Source organism: Streptomyces sp. NPDC102279 (genome assembly GCF_044766365.1).
GTDB lineage: Bacteria > Actinomycetota > Actinomycetes > Streptomycetales > Streptomycetaceae > Streptomyces.
This window is the reverse complement of the sequence record NZ_JBIWLU010000025.1, coordinates 20,939-38,529: the sequence shown is the minus strand read 5'-3', so window position 1 is coordinate 38,529 and position 17,591 is coordinate 20,939. Positions and strand designations below refer to the sequence as shown.

16 protein-coding genes are annotated in these 17,591 nt (G+C 72.2%); 8 read left to right on the top strand and 8 right to left on the bottom strand.

Annotated features, from left to right (window positions below):
• Positions 1–115 precede the first annotated feature (115 nt).
• The 3 genes from ACIRQH_RS40080 to tyrS are packed head-to-tail and all read left to right on the top strand — an operon-like array spanning position 116 to position 4,352.
• Positions 116–1,639, top strand: coding sequence for a TldD/PmbA family protein (locus ACIRQH_RS40080; RefSeq protein ID WP_358820922.1), 1,524 nt, complete (start codon positions 116–118; stop codon positions 1,637–1,639).
• The gene (locus ACIRQH_RS40075; protein WP_388934187.1) at positions 1,636–3,039 is read left to right on the top strand and encodes a metallopeptidase TldD-related protein; all 1,404 of its coding nucleotides are present in this window, start codon (positions 1,636–1,638) and stop codon (positions 3,037–3,039) included. The genes ACIRQH_RS40080 and ACIRQH_RS40075 overlap by 4 nt, the downstream gene beginning before the upstream one ends.
• Positions 3,040–3,083: 44 nt before the next feature.
• On the top strand, positions 3,084–4,352 hold the full coding sequence (gene tyrS, locus ACIRQH_RS40070; protein ID WP_358820924.1) for a tyrosine--tRNA ligase: 1,269 nt from the start codon (positions 3,084–3,086) through the stop codon (positions 4,350–4,352).
• Between the two features lie 87 nt (positions 4,353–4,439).
• On the opposite strand, the gene ACIRQH_RS40065 is transcribed toward tyrS, so the two are convergent.
• A complete protein-coding gene (locus ACIRQH_RS40065) occupies positions 4,440–4,721 on the bottom strand; it encodes a GlsB/YeaQ/YmgE family stress response membrane protein (protein ID WP_358820925.1) in 282 nt (93 codons plus the stop codon).
• 241 nt (positions 4,722–4,962) lie between these two features.
• On the opposite strand from ACIRQH_RS40065, the gene ACIRQH_RS40060 reads away from it, so the two are divergent.
• Both ACIRQH_RS40060 and ACIRQH_RS40055 read left to right on the top strand, forming a co-directional pair.
• Positions 4,963–5,349, top strand: coding sequence for a DUF3099 domain-containing protein (locus tag ACIRQH_RS40060; protein WP_404230458.1), 387 nt, complete (start codon positions 4,963–4,965; stop codon positions 5,347–5,349).
• Positions 5,350–5,709: 360 nt separating this feature from the next.
• Positions 5,710–5,946: a hypothetical protein gene (locus tag ACIRQH_RS40055; RefSeq protein ID WP_355876699.1), complete on the top strand. Its 237-nt coding sequence runs from the start codon at positions 5,710–5,712 to the stop codon at positions 5,944–5,946.
• Between the two features lie 14 nt (positions 5,947–5,960).
• Here ACIRQH_RS40055 and moaA read toward each other — a convergent pair whose 3' ends face one another.
• The 3 genes from moaA to ACIRQH_RS40040 all read right to left on the bottom strand — a co-directional run bounded on the left by moaA (position 5,961) and on the right by ACIRQH_RS40040 (position 9,134).
• Complete coding sequence (gene moaA, locus ACIRQH_RS40050) at positions 5,961–6,950, bottom strand: GTP 3',8-cyclase MoaA (RefSeq protein WP_388934190.1); 990 nt, start codon at positions 6,948–6,950, stop codon at positions 5,961–5,963.
• A 172-nt stretch (positions 6,951–7,122) separates the two neighbouring features.
• Positions 7,123–8,760, bottom strand: coding sequence for a cation acetate symporter (locus tag ACIRQH_RS40045; RefSeq protein WP_358820927.1), 1,638 nt, complete (start codon positions 8,758–8,760; stop codon positions 7,123–7,125).
• On the bottom strand, positions 8,757–9,134 hold the full coding sequence (locus ACIRQH_RS40040) for a DUF485 domain-containing protein (RefSeq protein ID WP_358820928.1): 378 nt from the start codon (positions 9,132–9,134) through the stop codon (positions 8,757–8,759). Before ACIRQH_RS40040 ends, ACIRQH_RS40045 begins: the two co-directional genes overlap by 4 nt.
• Positions 9,135–9,525: 391 nt before the next feature.
• On the opposite strand from ACIRQH_RS40040, the gene ACIRQH_RS40035 reads away from it, so the two are divergent.
• The 3 genes from ACIRQH_RS40035 (at position 9,526) to ACIRQH_RS40025 (ending at position 13,962) form a co-directional block, all read left to right on the top strand.
• A complete protein-coding gene (locus ACIRQH_RS40035) occupies positions 9,526–11,052 on the top strand; it encodes a S8 family serine peptidase (protein ID WP_388877701.1) in 1,527 nt (508 codons plus the stop codon).
• A gap of 144 nt (positions 11,053–11,196) precedes the next feature.
• Positions 11,197–12,609: a CoA transferase gene (locus ACIRQH_RS40030; protein ID WP_404230427.1), complete on the top strand. Its 1,413-nt coding sequence runs from the start codon at positions 11,197–11,199 to the stop codon at positions 12,607–12,609.
• A gap of 240 nt (positions 12,610–12,849) precedes the next feature.
• The gene (locus tag ACIRQH_RS40025) at positions 12,850–13,962 is read left to right on the top strand and encodes a CopD family protein (RefSeq protein WP_404230425.1); all 1,113 of its coding nucleotides are present in this window, start codon (positions 12,850–12,852) and stop codon (positions 13,960–13,962) included.
• Positions 13,963–13,986: 24 nt separating this feature from the next.
• Here ACIRQH_RS40025 and ACIRQH_RS40020 read toward each other — a convergent pair whose 3' ends face one another.
• The 4 genes from ACIRQH_RS40020 to ACIRQH_RS40005 all read right to left on the bottom strand — a co-directional run bounded on the left by ACIRQH_RS40020 (position 13,987) and on the right by ACIRQH_RS40005 (position 17,529).
• Entirely contained in the window at positions 13,987–15,030 is a 1,044-nt protein-coding gene (locus ACIRQH_RS40020) for a zinc-dependent alcohol dehydrogenase family protein (protein WP_358820932.1), read from the bottom strand.
• Positions 15,031–15,066: 36 nt separating this feature from the next.
• Positions 15,067–15,738 (bottom strand): lysoplasmalogenase, encoded by a 672-nt coding sequence (locus ACIRQH_RS40015; protein WP_404230422.1) that lies wholly within the window; start codon positions 15,736–15,738, stop codon positions 15,067–15,069.
• On the bottom strand, positions 15,735–16,646 hold the full coding sequence (locus tag ACIRQH_RS40010; RefSeq protein ID WP_404230419.1) for a sterol desaturase family protein: 912 nt from the start codon (positions 16,644–16,646) through the stop codon (positions 15,735–15,737). The genes ACIRQH_RS40015 and ACIRQH_RS40010 overlap by 4 nt, the downstream gene beginning before the upstream one ends.
• Before the next feature lie 172 nt (positions 16,647–16,818).
• Positions 16,819–17,529, bottom strand: coding sequence for a VIT family protein (locus ACIRQH_RS40005; RefSeq protein WP_358820934.1), 711 nt, complete (start codon positions 17,527–17,529; stop codon positions 16,819–16,821).
• Between the last annotated feature and the right edge of the window lie 62 nt (positions 17,530–17,591).

The following is a 17,591-nucleotide window of genomic DNA, read 5'->3' as shown; positions in this document are numbered from 1 at the left end:
AGAAACCCGGGGAGGCCCGGCCGAAAAAGCGCCCGGTCGCACGAAAGGCGTGGCCCCGGAGCCCGCCCGCGCGACATGATCGGACCCGACAGGCCACGACAGCAGGGAGACCTCGGTGCCTCATTCCATCGACGAAGCGTTCACGGCGCTGCCGCTGCGCGCCCTCGCGGACGCCGCGCTCGCGCGGGCGCGGGCGCTCGGCGCGGAGCACGCGGACTTCCGGTTCGAGCGGGTGCGCAGCGCGACACTGCGGTTGCGCGACGCCAAGCCGGCCGGGTCGTCGGACACCACGGACCTGGGCTACGCGGTCCGCGTGGTGCACGGCGGGACCTGGGGGTTCGCGTCGGGCGTCGATCTGACGATGGACGCGGCGGCGAAGGTCGCCTCGCAGGCGGTGGCGATGGCGAAGCTGTCGGCCCAGGTGATCAAGGCGGCCGGTTCCGACGAGCGCGTCGAGCTGGCGGACGAGCCGGTGCACGCCGACCGGACGTGGATCTCCTCGTACGAGATCGATCCGTTCTCGGTGCCGGACGAGGAGAAGGCGGGGCTGCTCGCCGACTGGAGCGCGCGGCTGCTGGCGGCCGACGGCGTCAACCACGTCGACGCGTCGCTGATGTCGGTGCACGAGAACAAGTTCTACGCGGACACCGCGGGCACCGTGACGACGCAGCAGCGGGTGCGGCTGCATCCGCAGCTCACCGCCGTCGCCGTGGACGAGTCGAGCGGCGAGTTCGACTCGATGCGGACGATCGCGCCGCCGGTCGGACGCGGCTGGGAGTACCTGCGGGGCACCGGCTGGGACTGGGACGCCGAACTGGAGAGCATCCCCGTGCTGCTCGCCGAGAAGATGCGCGCGCCGAGCGTCGAGGCGGGGGTGTACGACCTGGTCGTCGACCCGTCCAACCTGTGGCTGACGATCCACGAGTCGATCGGGCACGCCACCGAGCTGGACCGCGCGCTCGGCTACGAAGCGGCGTACGCGGGTACCTCCTTCGCCACCTTCGACCAGCTCGGCAAGCTGCGGTACGGCTCGGAGCTGATGAACGTGACCGGTGACCGCACCGCCGAGCACGGCCTCGCGACCGTCGGGTACGACGACGAGGGGGTCGCCGGCCAGTCCTGGGACCTCGTCAAGGACGGCACGCTCGTCGGGTACCAGCTGGACCGGCGCATCGCGAAGCTGACCGGCTTCGACCGCTCCAACGGTTGCGCGTACGCCGACTCCCCCGGGCACGTGCCCGTGCAGCGCATGGCGAACGTGTCCCTCCAGCCGGACCCGGGCGGCCTGTCCACGGAGGACCTGATCGGGGGTGTCGACCGCGGCATCTACGTCGTGGGCGACCGTTCCTGGTCCATCGACATGCAGCGCTACAACTTCCAGTTCACCGGCCAGCGCTTCTTCCGGATCGAGAACGGCCGGATCGCGGGCCAGCTGCGGGATGTCGCGTACCAGGCCACGACCACCGACTTCTGGGGTTCGATGGCCGCGGTGGGCGGTCCGCAGACCTACGTCCTGGGTGGTGCCTTCAACTGCGGCAAGGCCCAGCCGGGCCAGGTCGCCGCGGTCTCGCACGGCTGTCCCTCCGCCCTCTTCAAGGGTGTCAACATCCTCAACACGACCCAGGAGGCCGGTCGATGAGCGCTCGCTCCAGCCAGCAGAACAAGCCGCACGAGATCGTCGAGCGCGCCCTCGCACTGTCCCGGGCCGACGGCTGCGTGGTGATCGCCGACGAGGAGTCCTCCGCCAACCTGCGCTGGGCGGGCAACGCGCTGACCACCAACGGGGTCACGCGCGGGCGCACCCTCACCGTGATCGCCACGGTCGACGGCCGGGAGGGCACCGCGTCCGGCGTGGTCTCGCGCTCGGCCGTGACCGCCGACGAGCTGGAGCCCCTGGTGCGGGCCGCCGAGGCGGCCGCCCGGGGTGCCGGTCCCGCCGAGGACGGCCGGCCGCTCGTCACGGGCGTGGCGGAGTCCCCCGACTTCACGGACGCGCCGGCCGAGACCTCGTCCGCGGTGTTCGCCGACTTCGCACCGGCGCTGGGCGAGTCGTTCGCCCGCGCGCGGGCGGGCGGCCGGGAGCTGTACGGCTTCGCCAACCACGAGCTCGTCACCAGTTACGTCGGTACCTCGACCGGGCTGCGGCTGCGGCACGACCAGCCGAACGGGACGCTGGAGCTGAACGCCAAGTCCCCGGACCGGACGCGGTCGGCGTGGGCGGGGCGCTCGACGCGGGACTTCAAGGACGTCGACCCGGCCGCGCTCGACGCGGAGTTGGCCGTACGGCTCGGCTGGGCGGAGCGGCGCGTGGAGCTGCCCGCCGGGCGCTACGAGACGCTGCTGCCGCCGACCGCCGTCGCGGACCTGATGATCTACCAGATGTGGTCGGCGGCCGCCCGGGACGCCGCCGAGGGCCGGACGGTCTTCAGCAAGCCGGGCGGCGGCACCCGGATCGGCGAGCGGCTCACCGAGCTGCCGCTGACGCTGCGCAGCGACCCGAACGAGCCGGGTCTGGAGTCCGCGCCGTTCGTGCTCGCGCATTCCTCGGGCGACGACGCCTCCGTGTTCGACAACGGACTGCCGTTGACGGCCACCGACTGGATCCGGGAGGGTGAGCTGCGGCACCTGTCCACCACCCGGCACAGCGCGGAGCTGACCGGGCTGCCGGTGACGCCGTCGATCGGGAACCTGGTCCTGGACGGCGGCGAGGACCGGTCTCTGGAGGAGATGGTCGCCGCCACCGAGCGCGGTCTGCTGCTCACCTGCCTCTGGTACATCCGCGAGGTCGACCCGGCGACGCTGCTGCTGACCGGGCTCACCCGGGACGGCGTCTACCTCGTCGAGAACGGCCAGGTCGTCGGCGCCGTGAACAACTTCCGCTTCAACGAGTCACCGGTGGGCCTGCTCGGGCGGGCCACCGAGGCGGGGCGCACGGAGAAGACGCTGCCGCGCGAGTGGAGCGACTGGTTCACCAGGGCAGCGATGCCCGCCCTGCGGGTGCCGGACTTCAATATGAGCTCTGTCAGCCAGGGCGTATAACCTCGTACCTGATCCACGAGACCACCCAAGGAGATACGAGAACCGTGACGGACATCGTCGACGAGCTGAAGTGGCGGGGGCTTTTCTCCCTGTCCACTGACGAAGATGCTTTGCGCAAGGCGCTCGCGGACGGCCCCGTCACGTTCTATTGCGGCTTCGACCCGACCGCGGCGAGCCTGCACGTCGGCCACCTGGTGCAGGTGCTCACGATGCGCCGGCTCCAGCAGGCGGGCCTCAGGCCCCTCGCGCTGGTCGGCGGGGCGACGGGTCAGATCGGCGACCCCCGCCCGACGGCGGAGCGCACGCTGAACGACCCGGAGACGGTCGCGAACTGGGTGACGCGCCTGCGCTCGCAGATCGAGCCGTTCCTGTCCTTCGAGGGCGACAACGCCGCGGTCATGGTGAACAACCTGGACTGGACGGCCGGTCTGTCGGCCATCGAGTTCCTGCGGGACATCGGCAAGCACTTCCGCGTGAACAAGATGCTCACCAAGGACTCGGTCGCCCGGCGGCTGGAGTCGGAGGAGGGCATCAGCTACACGGAGTTCAGCTACCAGCTGCTCCAGGGCATGGACTTTCTGGAGCTGTTCCGCCGGTACGGCTGCACGCTGCAGCAGGGCGGCAGCGACCAGTGGGGCAACCTGACCGCCGGTCTGGACCTGATCCACCGCCTGGAGCCGCAGGCCCACGTGCACGCGCTGGCGACGCCGCTGATGACGAAGGCGGACGGCACCAAGTTCGGCAAGACCGAGGGCGGCGCCATCTGGCTCGACCCCGAGATGACGACGCCGTACGCCTTCTACCAGTTCTGGCTGAACGTGGACGACCGGGACGTCTCGACGTACCTGCGGATCCTGTCCTTCCTGTCCCGTGAGGAGCTGGAGGAGCTGGAGCGGCAGACCGAGGAGCGGCCGCAGGCGCGCGCCGCGCAGCGCGCGCTGGCCGAGGAGCTGACGACGCTGGTGCACGGCGCCGACCAGACGGCCGCCGTGATCGCCGCGTCCAAGGCGCTCTTCGGGCAGGGCGAGCTGGCCGGGCTCGACGAGCGGACGCTGAGCGCGGCCCTCTCCGAGGTGCCGCACATCCAGGTCGCCGAGCCGGGTCTCGTCGTGGACCTCTTCGCCGAGGTCGGTCTGGTGGCCAGCAAGTCGGCCGCCCGGCGCACGGTGAAGGAGGGCGGGGCCTACGTGAACAACGTGAAGGTCGCCGCCGAGGACGCGGTCCCCGCCAAGGAGGACCTGCTGCACGGACGCTGGCTGGTGCTGCGCCGGGGCAAGAAGAGCCTGGCCGCGGTCGAGGTCACCGGCGCCTGAGGCGTCGCCCGCGCGGGGCGTGACGTACGACGAAGAAGGGGCGGCTCCCTGACCGGGGCCGCCCCTTCTTCGTTCACCGGGTGGGGGTCACCGGGTCGCGTGCACCTTGTTGCCCCGCACCGCCATGTAGAGCATGTCGCCGAGGAAGACGATGACGATCGCGGCGGCGAGCTGCAGCGCGTGCCGGCCCCAGTCGATGCCCCGGGTCTCGGCGATGCCGATGCCCCGTGCGATGGCGTTGCCGACGATCGCGCCGAGGATGCCGAAGATGGTGGTCAGCCAGAGCGGGCTGTGCTGCTTCCCCGGAATGATCGCCTTGGCGATCAGGCCCAGCACGAACCCGACGATGATGGCCCACAACCAGCCCATGTCTGCCTCCTAGTACGGCTCTCCGTGAGCAGTACCGCCAGTCTCGTGGCGGCGGTCATACGTCGCATGTCGGGCGGAGCCATACGCGGTACCGCGCACCCGATCCACCCGCCGGGGACGTGCCCCGGTCTCGAAGGCGGCGCAGCCGCGGCGTACCGTGGAGGCTGTCCGGGCCCGCCTCGACGGGTTCGTACCGGGTACGGGCCGGGCAACGTCCGAGACAGGCGGGTGGTGGAGTGTGATCAGGAAGCAGAGCGACGTCCAGGTCTTCCGGATCACCGGAGCACGGCAGGGACTGGACGAGGACGTCCGCGGCCGGCAGCGCCGGTACATCATCTCCATGGCCGTCCGTACGGTCGCGGTGATCCTCGGGGCGGTCCTGTGGAACGTCGAGCGGCACGTGGCCGTCGTCGCGCTGGTCCTCGGCATCCTCCTCCCCTACGTGGCCGTCGTCATCGCCAACGCGGGCCGTGAGAACGCGCCGGGGCTCCCGTCGACGTTCGTCGCCGCGCCCTCCCGGCCGATGATCGCGCCGCCGCGTCAGGATGCTCCCGCGGCACCGGCCCCGGAGGATGTCACCGCCGATCCCGGGATGCCGTTGCGGCCCGAGCCGCACGATCCGAGCTGACGCGAACGGGGTCCGCGAACGCGCCGAAACCGTCTCCGAAACGCCTCCGAAGAGGCTCCGTCACACGCTCGGAAACGGCCCCGGAGGAACCTCCGAAAACGGAATCCGGCCATGCGCCAAGCTCAAGAAAACCTCAGATCAATCATGTTGTTCAGGTGCCGGGCGGCGGGTCGCCCGTGACATACTTCGTACGCGCTCCGCATCCCCCGTCGGAGCGACGGACCGACGCCGGGCAGCTCCCCCCGTGGCTGCTCGGCGTCGCCTTTGCAGGGGTGCCGGAGGCCCGTCGGAGGGCTCTTCCGAGGACGCCGGCCGACCGCGCGGGACGCGTGAAGTGAGGCCTCGGCTAGGGTCGGCAGCGTGATTTTGAACGTGCCCGGCTCCGACCCCGCCTCCCCCGTCTGCTCGGCCAAGGCCTGCCGCGCGGATGCCGTGTGGGTGCTCGCGTGGAACAACCCGAAGCTGCACACGCCCGAGCGCAGGAAGACCTGGCTCGCGTGCGACGAACACCGCGAACACCTGTCGACGTTCCTCGGCATCCGCGGGTTCCTGAAGGACGTGGTCCGGCTGGAGGAGTGGGAGTCCCCGGAGGCCTGAGCAGGCGCCCCGGCCTAGCCGCCGATCGCCGACATCGGACGGTCGGGCTGCACGAACGACGGGTCGTCCAGGCCCGCTCCCGCCTTCTTGCCCCACATGGCGACCCGCCAGATCCGGGCGATCTCCTCGTCGGGGGCGTCCGAGCGCAGCGCAGCCCGCAGGTCGGTCTCCTCGGTGGCGAACAGGCAGGTGCGCACCTGGCCGTCGGCCGTGAGACGCGTACGGTCGCAGGCCGCGCAGAACGGGCGGGTCACGGAGGCGATGACACCGACCTGGTGCGGGCCGCCGTCGACGGTCCAGCGCTCGGCGGGTGCGGAACCCCGCTCGCCCGCGCCCTCCTCGACGAGCTCGAAGCGGGTGCGCAGTGAGGCGAGGATGTCGCCGGCGGTGACCATGCCGTCGCGCTTCCAGCCGTGCTGGGCGTCCAGCGGCATCTGTTCGATGAAGCGGAGTTCGTAGTCGTGGGCGACGGCCCAGGCGAGGAGGTCCGGGGCCTCGTCGGCGTTCAGGCCGGGCATCAGGACCGAGTTGATCTTCACGGGTGTCAGGCCCGCGGCGTGGGCGGCTTCGAGTCCCTCGATGACGTCCTTGTGCCGGTCGCGGCGGGTGAGGGTCTTGAAGACGTCGGGCCGGAGGGTGTCCAGCGACACGTTCACCCGGTCCAGGCCCGCGGCCTGGAGGGCGGCAGCGGTGCGCTTGAGGCCGATGCCGTTGGTCGTGAGCGACATCTGGGGGCGCGGGGCGAGTGCCGCGACCCGCTCGACGATGCCGACGAGGCCGGGGCGCAGCAGCGGCTCGCCGCCGGTGAAGCGGACCTCCTCGATGCCGAGGTGGGTGACCGCGATGTCGATCAGCCGGACGATTTCGTCGTCCGTGAGCAGATCGGGCTTGGCGAGCCACTGCAGGCCTTCTTCGGGCATGCAGTACGTACAGCGGAGGTTGCACCGGTCTGTCAGGGAAACCCGCAGGTCAGTGGCTACTCGGCCGAATTTGTCGATGAGCACGTGGGCCCCCTCCCTCGATGCCGATCACGTTTTCCGGACATGTGCGAGCCTACGTGACGCGGCCGACAAGGACACCGGCCCGATCCCACGAGACGCGGCGCGGGCCCGTCGTAGGGACCTACTAGTGGTGATCCACCAGCGGCCTACGACGGGCCCGCGCGATGCCGGTGCCTCAGTGCGCTCCGGTGCCCGTCAGGGAGCGAACCTCCAGCTCGGCGTACTTGCCGGCGTCGGGCTCCTCCTTCGACAGCAGGGTGCCGAGCCAGCCCAGCAGGAAGCCGACCGGGATCGAGATGAGGCCCGGGTTCTCCAGCGGGAACCAGTGGAAGTCGACGTCCGGGAACATCGACGTGGGCTTGCCCGAGACCACCGGGGAGAACAGCACCAGGCCGACCGCGGTGACCAGACCGCCGTAGATCGACCACAGTGCGCCCTGGGTGGTGAACTTCTTCCAGAACAGGCTGTAGAGGATCGTGGGCAGGTTCGCCGAGGCGGCGACCGCGAAGGCGAGCGCGACCAGTCCGGCGACGTTGAGGTCGCGGGCGAGGGCGCCGAGGAGGATCGACACGGCGCCGATGCCGATCGTCGCGTAGCGGGCGGCCCGCATCTCCTGTTTCTCGGTGGCCTGGCCCCTCTTGATGACGTTCGCGTAGATGTCGTGCGCGAACGACGAGGACGAGGCCAGGGTCAGTCCCGCGACGACCGCGAGGATGGTGGCGAAGGCGACGGCGGAGATGGTGGCGAGGAGGATCGCGCCCCAGCTGGAGTCGACGCCGCCGAGATGCAGGGCGAGCAGGGGTGCCGCCGTGTTGCCCGCCTTGTTGGAGGCGATGATCTCGTCCGGTTTGATCAGCGCGGCCGCGCCGAAGCCGAGGGCGAGGGTCATCAGGTAGAAGGCGCCGATGAGGCCGATGGCCCAGTTGACGGACTTCCGGGCGGTCTTGGCGGTGGGCACGGTGTAGAAGCGGATCAGGATGTGCGGCAGGCCCGCGGTGCCGAGGACCAGCGCCATGCCGAGCGAGATGAAGTCCAGCTTGGTGGTGGAGGTGGCGCCGTACTTGAGGCCGGGCTCCAGGAACGGGGATCCCTTGCCGCTGTTCTCGGCCGCCTTGCCGAGCAGGTCGGAGATGTTGAAGTCGAACTTCAGCAGCACCAGGAAGGTGAGCAGCAGGGCGCCGATGATCAGCAGGACGGCCTTGACCATCTGGACCCAGGTGGTGCCCTTCATGCCGCCGATGGTGACGTACACGATCATGAGGACGCCGACGAGCGCGACGATGCCGACCTTGCCGGCGCTGCTGGTGATGCCGAGGAGCAGCGAGACGAGGACGCCCGCGCCCGCCATCTGGGCCAGCAGGTAGAAGATCGACACGACGATGGTCGAGGTGCCCGCGGCGGTGCGGACCGGACGCTGGCGCATGCGGTACGCGAGGACGTCGCCCATCGTGTACCGGCCGGAGTTGCGCAGCGGCTCGGCGACCAGGAGCAGGGCGACCAGCCAGGCGACCAGGAACCCGATGGAGTACAGGAAGCCGTCGTAGCCGAAGAGGGCGATGGCGCCGGCGATGCCGAGGAAGGACGCGGCGGACATGTAGTCGCCGGAGACGGCGAGGCCGTTCTGGAAGCCGGTGAACTGGCGGCCGCCCGCGTAGAAGTCGGCGGCGTCCTTGGTCTGGCGGCCCGCCCAGACGGTGATGACGAGGGTCGCGGCGACGAACACCGCGAACAGGGTGATGATCAGCGGCCGGTGCTCACTGGCCTCGCCGGCGGCCAGCACCGTCGTGTGCACGCTGGTCTGTACGGAGCTCATGCGCCGCCCTCCATCCGGGACTTGATGGCGTCGGCCTTGGGGTCGAGCTGGGCGGCGGCGTGCCGCGAGTACCACCAGGCGATGAGGAACGTGGTGAGGAACTGGCCGAGGCCGAGCACCAGGGCGACGTTGATGTTGCCGAACAGCTTGGTGCCCATGAAGTCGCCCGCGTAGTTCGAGAGCAGGACGTACAGCAGGTACCAGAGGATGAAGCCGATGGTCAGCGGAAAGGCGAACGAGCGGTGGGATCGGCGCAGTTCACCGAACTCGGCGCTCTGCTGGACCTCGATGAACTCCTCGGTGGACGGCAGAGGGGCGCCGGTCCTCACGGGCGGAGGGGCGTCGTTCGCGGGTGGCGGTGCGTCGGTGGCCACGGTGTCTCCTCGCGTTGCGGGTGCGGTTGCGACGGTGGGCGGGGGCGAGCCGGTGCTCGCGGACGGGGACGGTTCGGGTACGGACATGCGGCTGACCTCACAGTGATGTGGATCACGTGACGGAATGCGAGACCGCGGCTCCGTTCCGTGATCCAACAGGGAGCTCGATCGTCCACGGGCTCCCTGCCCAAGGTCACGGCGCCACGCGTGGACCGGTTCAACTCCCCTGAGTTCTTTCGGGAAGTCGCCTTCCTCGGGAAGTCGTCGCCGGAAGTCATTGCTGGCCCGGGCGGCGGGAGGATAGCTTCAGCCTGCGCCATTTCCGTCATGTACCTGCCCGGGCACCACCTGTGTTCGGGCAGCTCCGTTTTCCGGATGATGTGGAGATCCCATGGCTCATCTGCGTTCCAGACGCCGTCTCGCCCTCGCCGTGCCGGTCGTTCTGTCGCTCACCGCTTCGCTGGGCTTCCTGCCGGGTGTCGCGTCCGCCGCTCCCGCCACCGCGCCCGCCGTGACGGCCGCGGACGGGCCGAACCTCTCCTACGTGGTCAACACGCGGGCGGACCACCGCACCATCGCGTCGGTGAAGCAGGCGATCACCGCGGCCGGCGGCAGCGTCGTCATCGCGTACGAGCAGATCGGTGTGATCGTCGTCCACTCCGCCAATCCGGACTTCGGACGGCAGATCCGGGCGGCGCGCGGAGTGCAGTCGGCCGGTGCCACGCGCACCTCGGCCCTGACACCCGCGGGAACGACGGACGAGGGCGCGGCGCAGGTGCTGTCGGCCGCGGAGGCCGCCAAGGTCGCGAAGACGGCCGCCCCGGGCGAAGAGCCCCTGGAGGCCGACCAGTGGGATCTGCGCGCGATAGGCGCCGACAAGGCGGCCGCGGTCAACCCGGGCAGCAAGAAGGTCACCGTCGCCGTGATCGACGTCGGCGTCGACGACACGCACCCGGACATCGCGCCGAACTTCTCCGCCTCCCAGTCCGCGAACTGTGTGGGCGGCAAGCCGGACACGACGTACGGCTCCTGGCGTCCGGTGGACGCCGACCACTACCACGGCACCCACGTCGCCGGTGAGATCGCGGCGGCCCGCAACGGCGTCGGCGTCGCCGGTGTCGCGCCCGGCGTGAAGGTCGCCGGCATCACCGTGGCCCAGCCGGACTCCACCCAGCTGTTCTACCCGGAGAGCGTCGTCTGCGCCTTCGTGTTCGCCGCCGACCACGGCGTCGAGATCACCAACAACAGCTACTACGTGGACCCGTGGCTGTACAACTGCGTCGACGACCCCGACCAGAAGGCGATCGTCGACGCGGTCAACCGGGCCCAGCTGTACGCGCAGCACAAGGGCACGCTGAACGTCGCCGCGGCGGGCAACTCCAACGACGACCTCGACTCGGACGCGCTGACCGACGCGTCCAGCCCCGACGACGCGACGCCGACGACGCGGACGGTCGACCCGCACAAGTGCTTCGACATACCGACCCAGTTGCCGGGTGTCGTCACGGTCGCCTCGACCGGCGTCAAGGGCGCCAAGTCGTACTTCTCCAGCTACGGCGAGGGCGTCATCGACGTCGCGGCGCCGGGCGGCGACCGGTACCAGATCCCGGACACGCCGTCGCAGAACGGCCGCATCCTCTCGACGCTGCCGAACAACACCTACGGCTACCTCCAGGGCACCTCGATGGCGACGCCGCACGTCGCCGGTGTGGCCGCGCTGCTCAAGTCCAAGTACCCCTGGGCGACGCCCGCCCAGCTCCAGATCCTGCTCAAGGCCCAGGCGGACAACCCGGGTTGCCCGGCCGAGCCGTACGACGGGAACGGTGACGGTGTCGTCGACGCGACCTGCGTGGGCGGCAAGCACGTGAACGGCTTCTACGGATTCGGGATCGTCAACGCCCTGCGGGCGGTCAAGTAGTCCCCGCCGACGCCTCCGTGGCCCCGGTCCTCGCCCATGGCGGCGGCCGGGGCCACGTCGCTTCGTGTCGCCCTCACCGATCGACCGTCGCCCTCCGGGGGCCCGACGCACATGTTGATCCGGTCCACGCTGCACAGTGACCGTATGACGCAATCACCGATGGCTGCCGTGTGGCGGGAGCTGGGCGGGGACTCCGCCCTGCTCGCCGGGGTCTCGACCGTGGTGCGGGCGGGCGCGCTGGAGGCCCGACTGCCCGTACGGGAGATGGCGCGGGCCTGCGTGGGCGGCTGCGCGCTGGCCGCCGCCGAGCTGGCGGCCCGGCGGACCGGACGCGCCGAGGTCCCGCGCGTGAAGGTGGACGACGGCGCCGTCGCCACCGCGTTCGTCAGCGAACGGCATCTGCTCGTCGACGGGCGGGCACCGGTCTCCTTCGCGCCGCTGTCGCGCTTCTGGCGGACGGCGGACGGCTGGGTGCGCACGCACGCGAACTATCCCCATCACCGGGCACGACTGCAGGCGGCGCTGGATCTGGCGGACGACGCGACGGTGCGGGACGTGGCCGCGGTGCTCGCGGAGCGGCCCGCGCGGGAGGTCGAGGAGACGGTGTACGCCGCCGGCGGCCTCGCCGTCGCTCTGCGCACGCCCGCGGAATGGGCCTCGCACGCACAGGGGCGCGCGGTGGCGGCCCGGCCGCTGATCGAGCGCGGCCTGCTGGACTGCGCACACGCGCGTGGCCTCGCCCCGCTCGACGGCGGCGGCCCGCTGCTCCCCGCCGCCGGGGTGCGGGTGTTGGACCTGACCCGGGTCATCGCGGGCCCGGTCGCCACCCGCACGCTGGCGCTCCTGGGCGCCGACGTGCTGCGCGTGGACGCGCCGCAACTGCCCGAGTCGGCCGACGCGCACGCCGACACCGGTTTCGGGAAGCGGTCGACGACGCTGGACCTGACCACCGACCGGCGTGAGTTCGAGGAGCTGCTGGCGACGGCCGACGTCGTCGTGACCGGGTACCGGCCGGGCGCGCTCGACCGGTTCGGGCTCAGCCCCGAAGCGCTGGCCGAGCGCGGGCCGGGCCTGGTCGTGGCCCAGTTGTCGGCGTGGGGCGCGTACGGGCCCTGGGGCGGCCGGCGGGGCTTCGACAGCCTGGTGCAGGCGGCGACCGGGATCGCCGTCACGGAGGGGGCGGCCGAGGGCCCGGGTGCGCTGCCCGCACAGGCCCTCGACCACGGCACCGGGTACCTGCTGGCGGCGGCCGTCCTCCGGGCCCTGACCGAGCGGTCCGAGGACGGCCGGGGCCGCTTCGTACGCCTGGCGCTGGCGCGGACGGCGGCGTGGCTGACGGAAGGCATCGCCCGGGACACCGGCGGCCCCGCGGAACCCGGCAGCGAGAACCAGGTGACGGGCCTGCCCTACGGCAGCCCGGACAGCCGGCTCTCCGACCGCGACGGCCCGATCGGCCGTCTCCGGTACGCCCTCCCCCCGCTCGCCTTCACCGACGGCCCCACCGACTGGTCCCGCCCGCCGGGTCCCTGGGGGACGGACGCACCGGGCTGGCTGTGACCGGGCGCGACGGAGACGACGCGGGCACCCGCACGGACATGGAGGGGCCCGTAACGCCGGGGCACCGCAACGGAGTGTGCGATGCGCGCGGCGTGGCAGCGGGTGATCTCTCGGCCTCCCGCGACCTCACGGACAGCGGAGGCCGGCCCCCGTTCGCCGGTTTTCTCGGTGTCCGGATCTCCAACGCCGGACGGGCTAACGTGAGTTGCCGGGTACGCGGCGGCTGGTGAGCATCGTGAGGTGACGTTGACACGACCGACGGCCGACGCGGCGGACGCGGGGGCGGCGGCCCGGCGGGGTGCCACCCGCAGAGCCCTCGCCCTGCTCGCGCTGGTGGCCGTCGCGGCGCTGATCCCGCTGCTCGGCCCGCGCTCCGCGCTGACGGGTACGGGAGAGGCCGCCGCACCCGGGGTCGCGGGCATCGCCCTGCTGCGCGCGGTGCTGTTCGCGGCGCTCTGTGTCCCCGCGGGTGAACTGTTCGCGGGGACGCTGGCCCGACGGGTGCCCGGTGCGCCACAGGTGGAAGCGCCGCGCAGCTGGGCGGCGTACGCGGCGGTCGCCGGGTTCGCCGCGGCGCTGGGGCTCGCCTCCCTTGTCGCGACCGGCAATCTGCTGCCGCGTCGTTTCGTCGACCTGGACCTGGGCGGCCTCTACGCGAGCCGCGACGGCAGGCTGGCGCTCTGGGAGGTCAACGCGTTCGCGGTGGCCTGGTTCTGCGCCCGGTCGCGCCGGCCGGGCGCACAGGTGTGGCCGCTGGCCGCGGTGGCGCTGGCGGAGGCGCTGCGCGCACATCCGGCGGCCGAGCGCGCGGCGCTGACCGGCTCCGGTCTGACGCTCGTCCATGTGACCTGCGCCGCGCTGTGGGCGGGCGGTCTGCTGCACGTCCTGCGGCTGCTGCGCGCCTGGCGTGCGGCGGAGGCCGGCGGCACCGCAGGGCCGGGGGCGGCCGGGGCGGGAGCCGCCGGGGCGGGGGCTGCCGGGGCGGGGGCTGCCGGGGCGGGGGCTGCCGGGGGTTCGGCGGCCGGTGCCACGCTGCTCGGCCGCTACGCGCGCGTGGCGGCCGTCCTGTTCGCGGTGATCACCGCCACCGGCGTCTGGAGTTCGCTGCGCAGGATGCCGGCCGGCACGATCATGGACCAGCTGACGACGACGGCGTACGGGCGCACTCTGCTCGCGAAGGTGCTCCTCGTGACCGCCGTCGCCGTCCTGGCGCTCTGCGCGCGGCTGCGGCTGCGGCGCGAGCGGGACCCGTTCGACGCCCGCTCCCCCGCGCGTGCGGAGGTCGTCGTGCTGGGCGCGGTCGTCGCGGTGTCCGGTCTACTGACGGCACTGCCGCTGCCCATCCGCTGGTGAGCCGCGACGGCCCGGTAGCGGGCCTCAGCCCGTGACGAGGACCTTCAGCGCGGTCCGCTCGTCCATCGCCTTGTAGCCCTCGGGCACACCCTCCAGGCCGACGGTCATGTCGAAGACCGGCGACGGGTCGATGGTGCCGTCGAGGACGTCGGGCAGCAGCTCGGGTATGTACGAGCGCACCGGGGCGACCCCGCCGCGCAGGGCGACGTTCCGGTCGAACAGGACACCGAGGTCGAGGCCCGTTCCGCTGCCGTGCGGCACACCGACGAAGCCGATGGCGCCGCCGTCGCGGGTGATGTTCACGGCCGTACGCATGGACTGCTCGGTGCCGACGGCCTCGACGACGCAGTGGGCGCCCTGGCCGCGGGTCAGCTCGCGCACGGCCTCGACGGCCGCGTCACCGCGTTCGGCGACGACGTCCGTGGCGCCGAAGCGGCGCGCGATGTCCGTCCGCGCCTCGTGGCGGCCGAGGGCGATGATCCGGTCGGCGCCGAGGCGCTTGGCGGCCAGTACCGCGCACAGACCGACGGCGCCGTCGCCGACGACGGCGACGGTGGAGCCCTTGCGGACGCCGGCGCCGAGGGCCGCGTGGTGGCCGGTGCCGAGGACGTCGGAGAGCGTCAGCAGCGCGGAGAGCAGGTGGTCGTCCGAGGCGGCTTCCTTGGGGAGCTGCACGAGCGTGCCGTCGGCGAAGGGGACGCGGACGGCCTCGCCCTGGCCGCCGTCGTAGCCGACGGCGCCCCAGAAGCCGCCGTGCTCGCACGAGGTGGTGAGTCCCTCGCGGCAGTAGTCGCACACGCCGTCGGACCACATGAAGGGGGCCACGACCAGGTCGCCACGCCGGACGCCGGTCACCTCGGAGCCGGTCTCCTCGACGATGCCGAGGAACTCGTGCCCGATCCGCTGGCCGGCCTGCCGGGCCGCCTCGCCGCGGTACGCCCACAGGTCGCTGCCGCAGATGCAGGAGCGCAGCACGCGGACGACGGCGTCGGTGGGCAGCTGCACCATGGGCTCGGGCACGTCCTCCACACGCATGTCGAACGGGGCGTGGATGGTGGTGGCGCGCATGGCGAGGGTCCCTCTCGTGCGGTGTGTGGGGTCGGCTCAGGGGGTGGTTGAGCGCATACCACCGTACGCCGCCGCGGACGTGGCTGAGGCGCCGAGGGGTCCGAGCACGCCGCGGACCAGCAGGAACTGGGCCGCCGCGTACGTGAGCATGATCCAGAAGGCCGGGTTCGGGGGCTGCGGCCGGTCGGCGACACCGGTGGCGATGAGGGTGTCGGAGAGCATGAAGAGGGCGCCGCCGAGCCCGGCGACGGGCCCGAGACGGGTGGCTCCGTAGGCCATCGCGGTCAGCAGCAGGCTGTAGCCGGTGACGGGCACACGGAGCCCCGCGGGCAGCCCGGGCCACAGCAGGACGACGAGGACGGCGAGGACGACGGCGTACGCGCCGGGCAGCCACGGGCCGCGGGCCCGGGCCGTCCGCTGGAAGAGCACGAGGTAGCAGACGTGTCCCGCCGCGAACGAGGCCATGCCGGCGAGGAAGGCGGCGTCGGCGTCGGAGAGGAGGGCCAGGTCGCCGGCCCAGCCGAGGAGCAGCGCGGCGACCAGCAGCCGGGGTCCGCCGCGGACGGCGGCGTGCGCGGCGAGCAGGGGCATCAGGAGCGGCTTGGCGATCAGGTGCCCCGGCTCGAACCCGACGGCGAGGGAGAGGACGTCCACGGCCGTCGCCAGGGCGAAGGAGCCGAGCAGGAGCGGGGCGGCGCGCGGGGTCACGCGGCGGGCTCGGTGAGGGGGGCCGGGACGGTGGCGGGGGCCGAGGCGGTGGCGGTGGCGCACGGGGCGGTGGCAGGCTGCGCGGGCTGCCAGCCGGGACCGCGCACGACGCGTCCGGCGCGCTCGCGCCAGGTCGTCGCCGCCTTCACGTCCCGGGCGATGGCGGCGTACTCGTGGGTGGCCACGCGCAGCGGGTTGTGGGTGGTGATGTTCTTGGTGAGCCCGTAGACGGGCCGGTCGGTCTCGGCGACCCACGATCCGAACAGCCGGTCCCAGACGATGAGGATGCCGCCGAAGTTGCGGTCCAGGTAGCCGCCCTGGGACGCGTGGTGGACGCGGTGGTGGGAGGGCGTGTTGAGGAGGAACTCGAACCAGCGGGGCATCCGGTCGATGCGCTCGGTGTGGATCCAGAACTGGTAGACGAGGCTCACGGACGAGCAGAACGCGAGGGCGGCGGGGTGCACGCCGAGCGCGATCACGGGGAGGTAGAAGGGCCAGGACGTCCAGCCGGTCCAGGGCTGGCGCAGTGCGGTGGTGAGGTTGAACTTCCGGCTGGAGTGGTGGACGACGTGGCAGGCCCACAGGACGCGGACGACGTGGTGGCCGCGGTGGGCCCAGTAGTAGAAGAAGTCCTGCGCGAGCAGCATCAGCGGGACCGTCCACCACATGAGCGGTACGCGCAGCGGCGTCAGCTCGTGGACCGCCGCGTAGACCGCGACGATCGGGATCTTCCAGAGGAAATCGAAGAAGAGGCTGCCGAGGCCCATACCGAGGCTCGTGGCGGCGTCCTTCCGCTCGTAGCCCGCCGCGTCGTCGTCCGGATGGATCCGGACGCTCACCATCTCGATCACGGCGAGCAGCACGAAGGCGGGTATCGACCACAGCACGACGTCGGGCAGGTTCGGCATGGATGCACCGTAGAGGCGCCGGTCGCCTGCCGCCAGGGGTTGTTACCGACAAGTATGACCGGCGGTACGCGCAGGCCTCCCGGTGGTCTCCGCCAGGGGGCGCACGAGTTCGCCGCGCGGCGCTGCGCTCCCGGCCCGGGCGCTCACGCCCCTTCGGTGCCGGCCCGGGCAGTCACACGCCCGCCGCCCCGAGCAGTGCTCCGGCCGCGTACGTCACGGCCATGGCGAGCGCTCCCCCGGCCATGTTGCGCAGCACCGCGCGCCACGGGTCCGCCGCGCCGAGGCGGGCGCTGCTCCAGCCGGTGAGGGCGAGCGCGGCCAGCACGCAGACCACGGTGACACCGAGCCGCCAGGCCGGCGGGGGCAGGACGATCGCGAGCAGCGGCAGCAGCGCGCCGACGGTGAACGCGAGGAAGCTCGCCCAGGCCGCGTGCCACGGGTTGGTGAGGTCGTCGGGGTCGATGCCGAGTTCGACGGACGCGTGGGCCTTCAAGGCGTCGCGTTCGGTGAGCTGTTCGGCCGCCTCGCGGGCCACCTGCCGTGACAGGCCCCGCTGTTCGAGGAGTTCGGTCAGCTCTTCCAGTTCGGCCTCGGGCTCGTCCCTGAGTTCGCGTCGCTCCATGGCCAGCGCGGCCAGTTCCGAGTCGCGCTGGGTGGAGACGGACACGTACTCGCCCGCCGCCATCGACATCGAGCCGGCGAGCAGTCCCGCGAGGCCCGCTGTGAGCAGGGCGGCGCGGTCGTCGGTGGCGCCGGCCACGCCGACGACGAGGCCGGCGGTGGACACGATGCCGTCGTTGGCGCCCAGGACGGCGGCCCGGAGCCAGTTGAGCCGCGAGCCGAGTGTGCCGCCGTGGGCCTCGTCGTGCGTCGGTTCCGTCACACGGGGAGGATCGCACCCCGGAGGCGGGGCGCGCCGTACCGACCCCCGTACGGCGCCGGGGA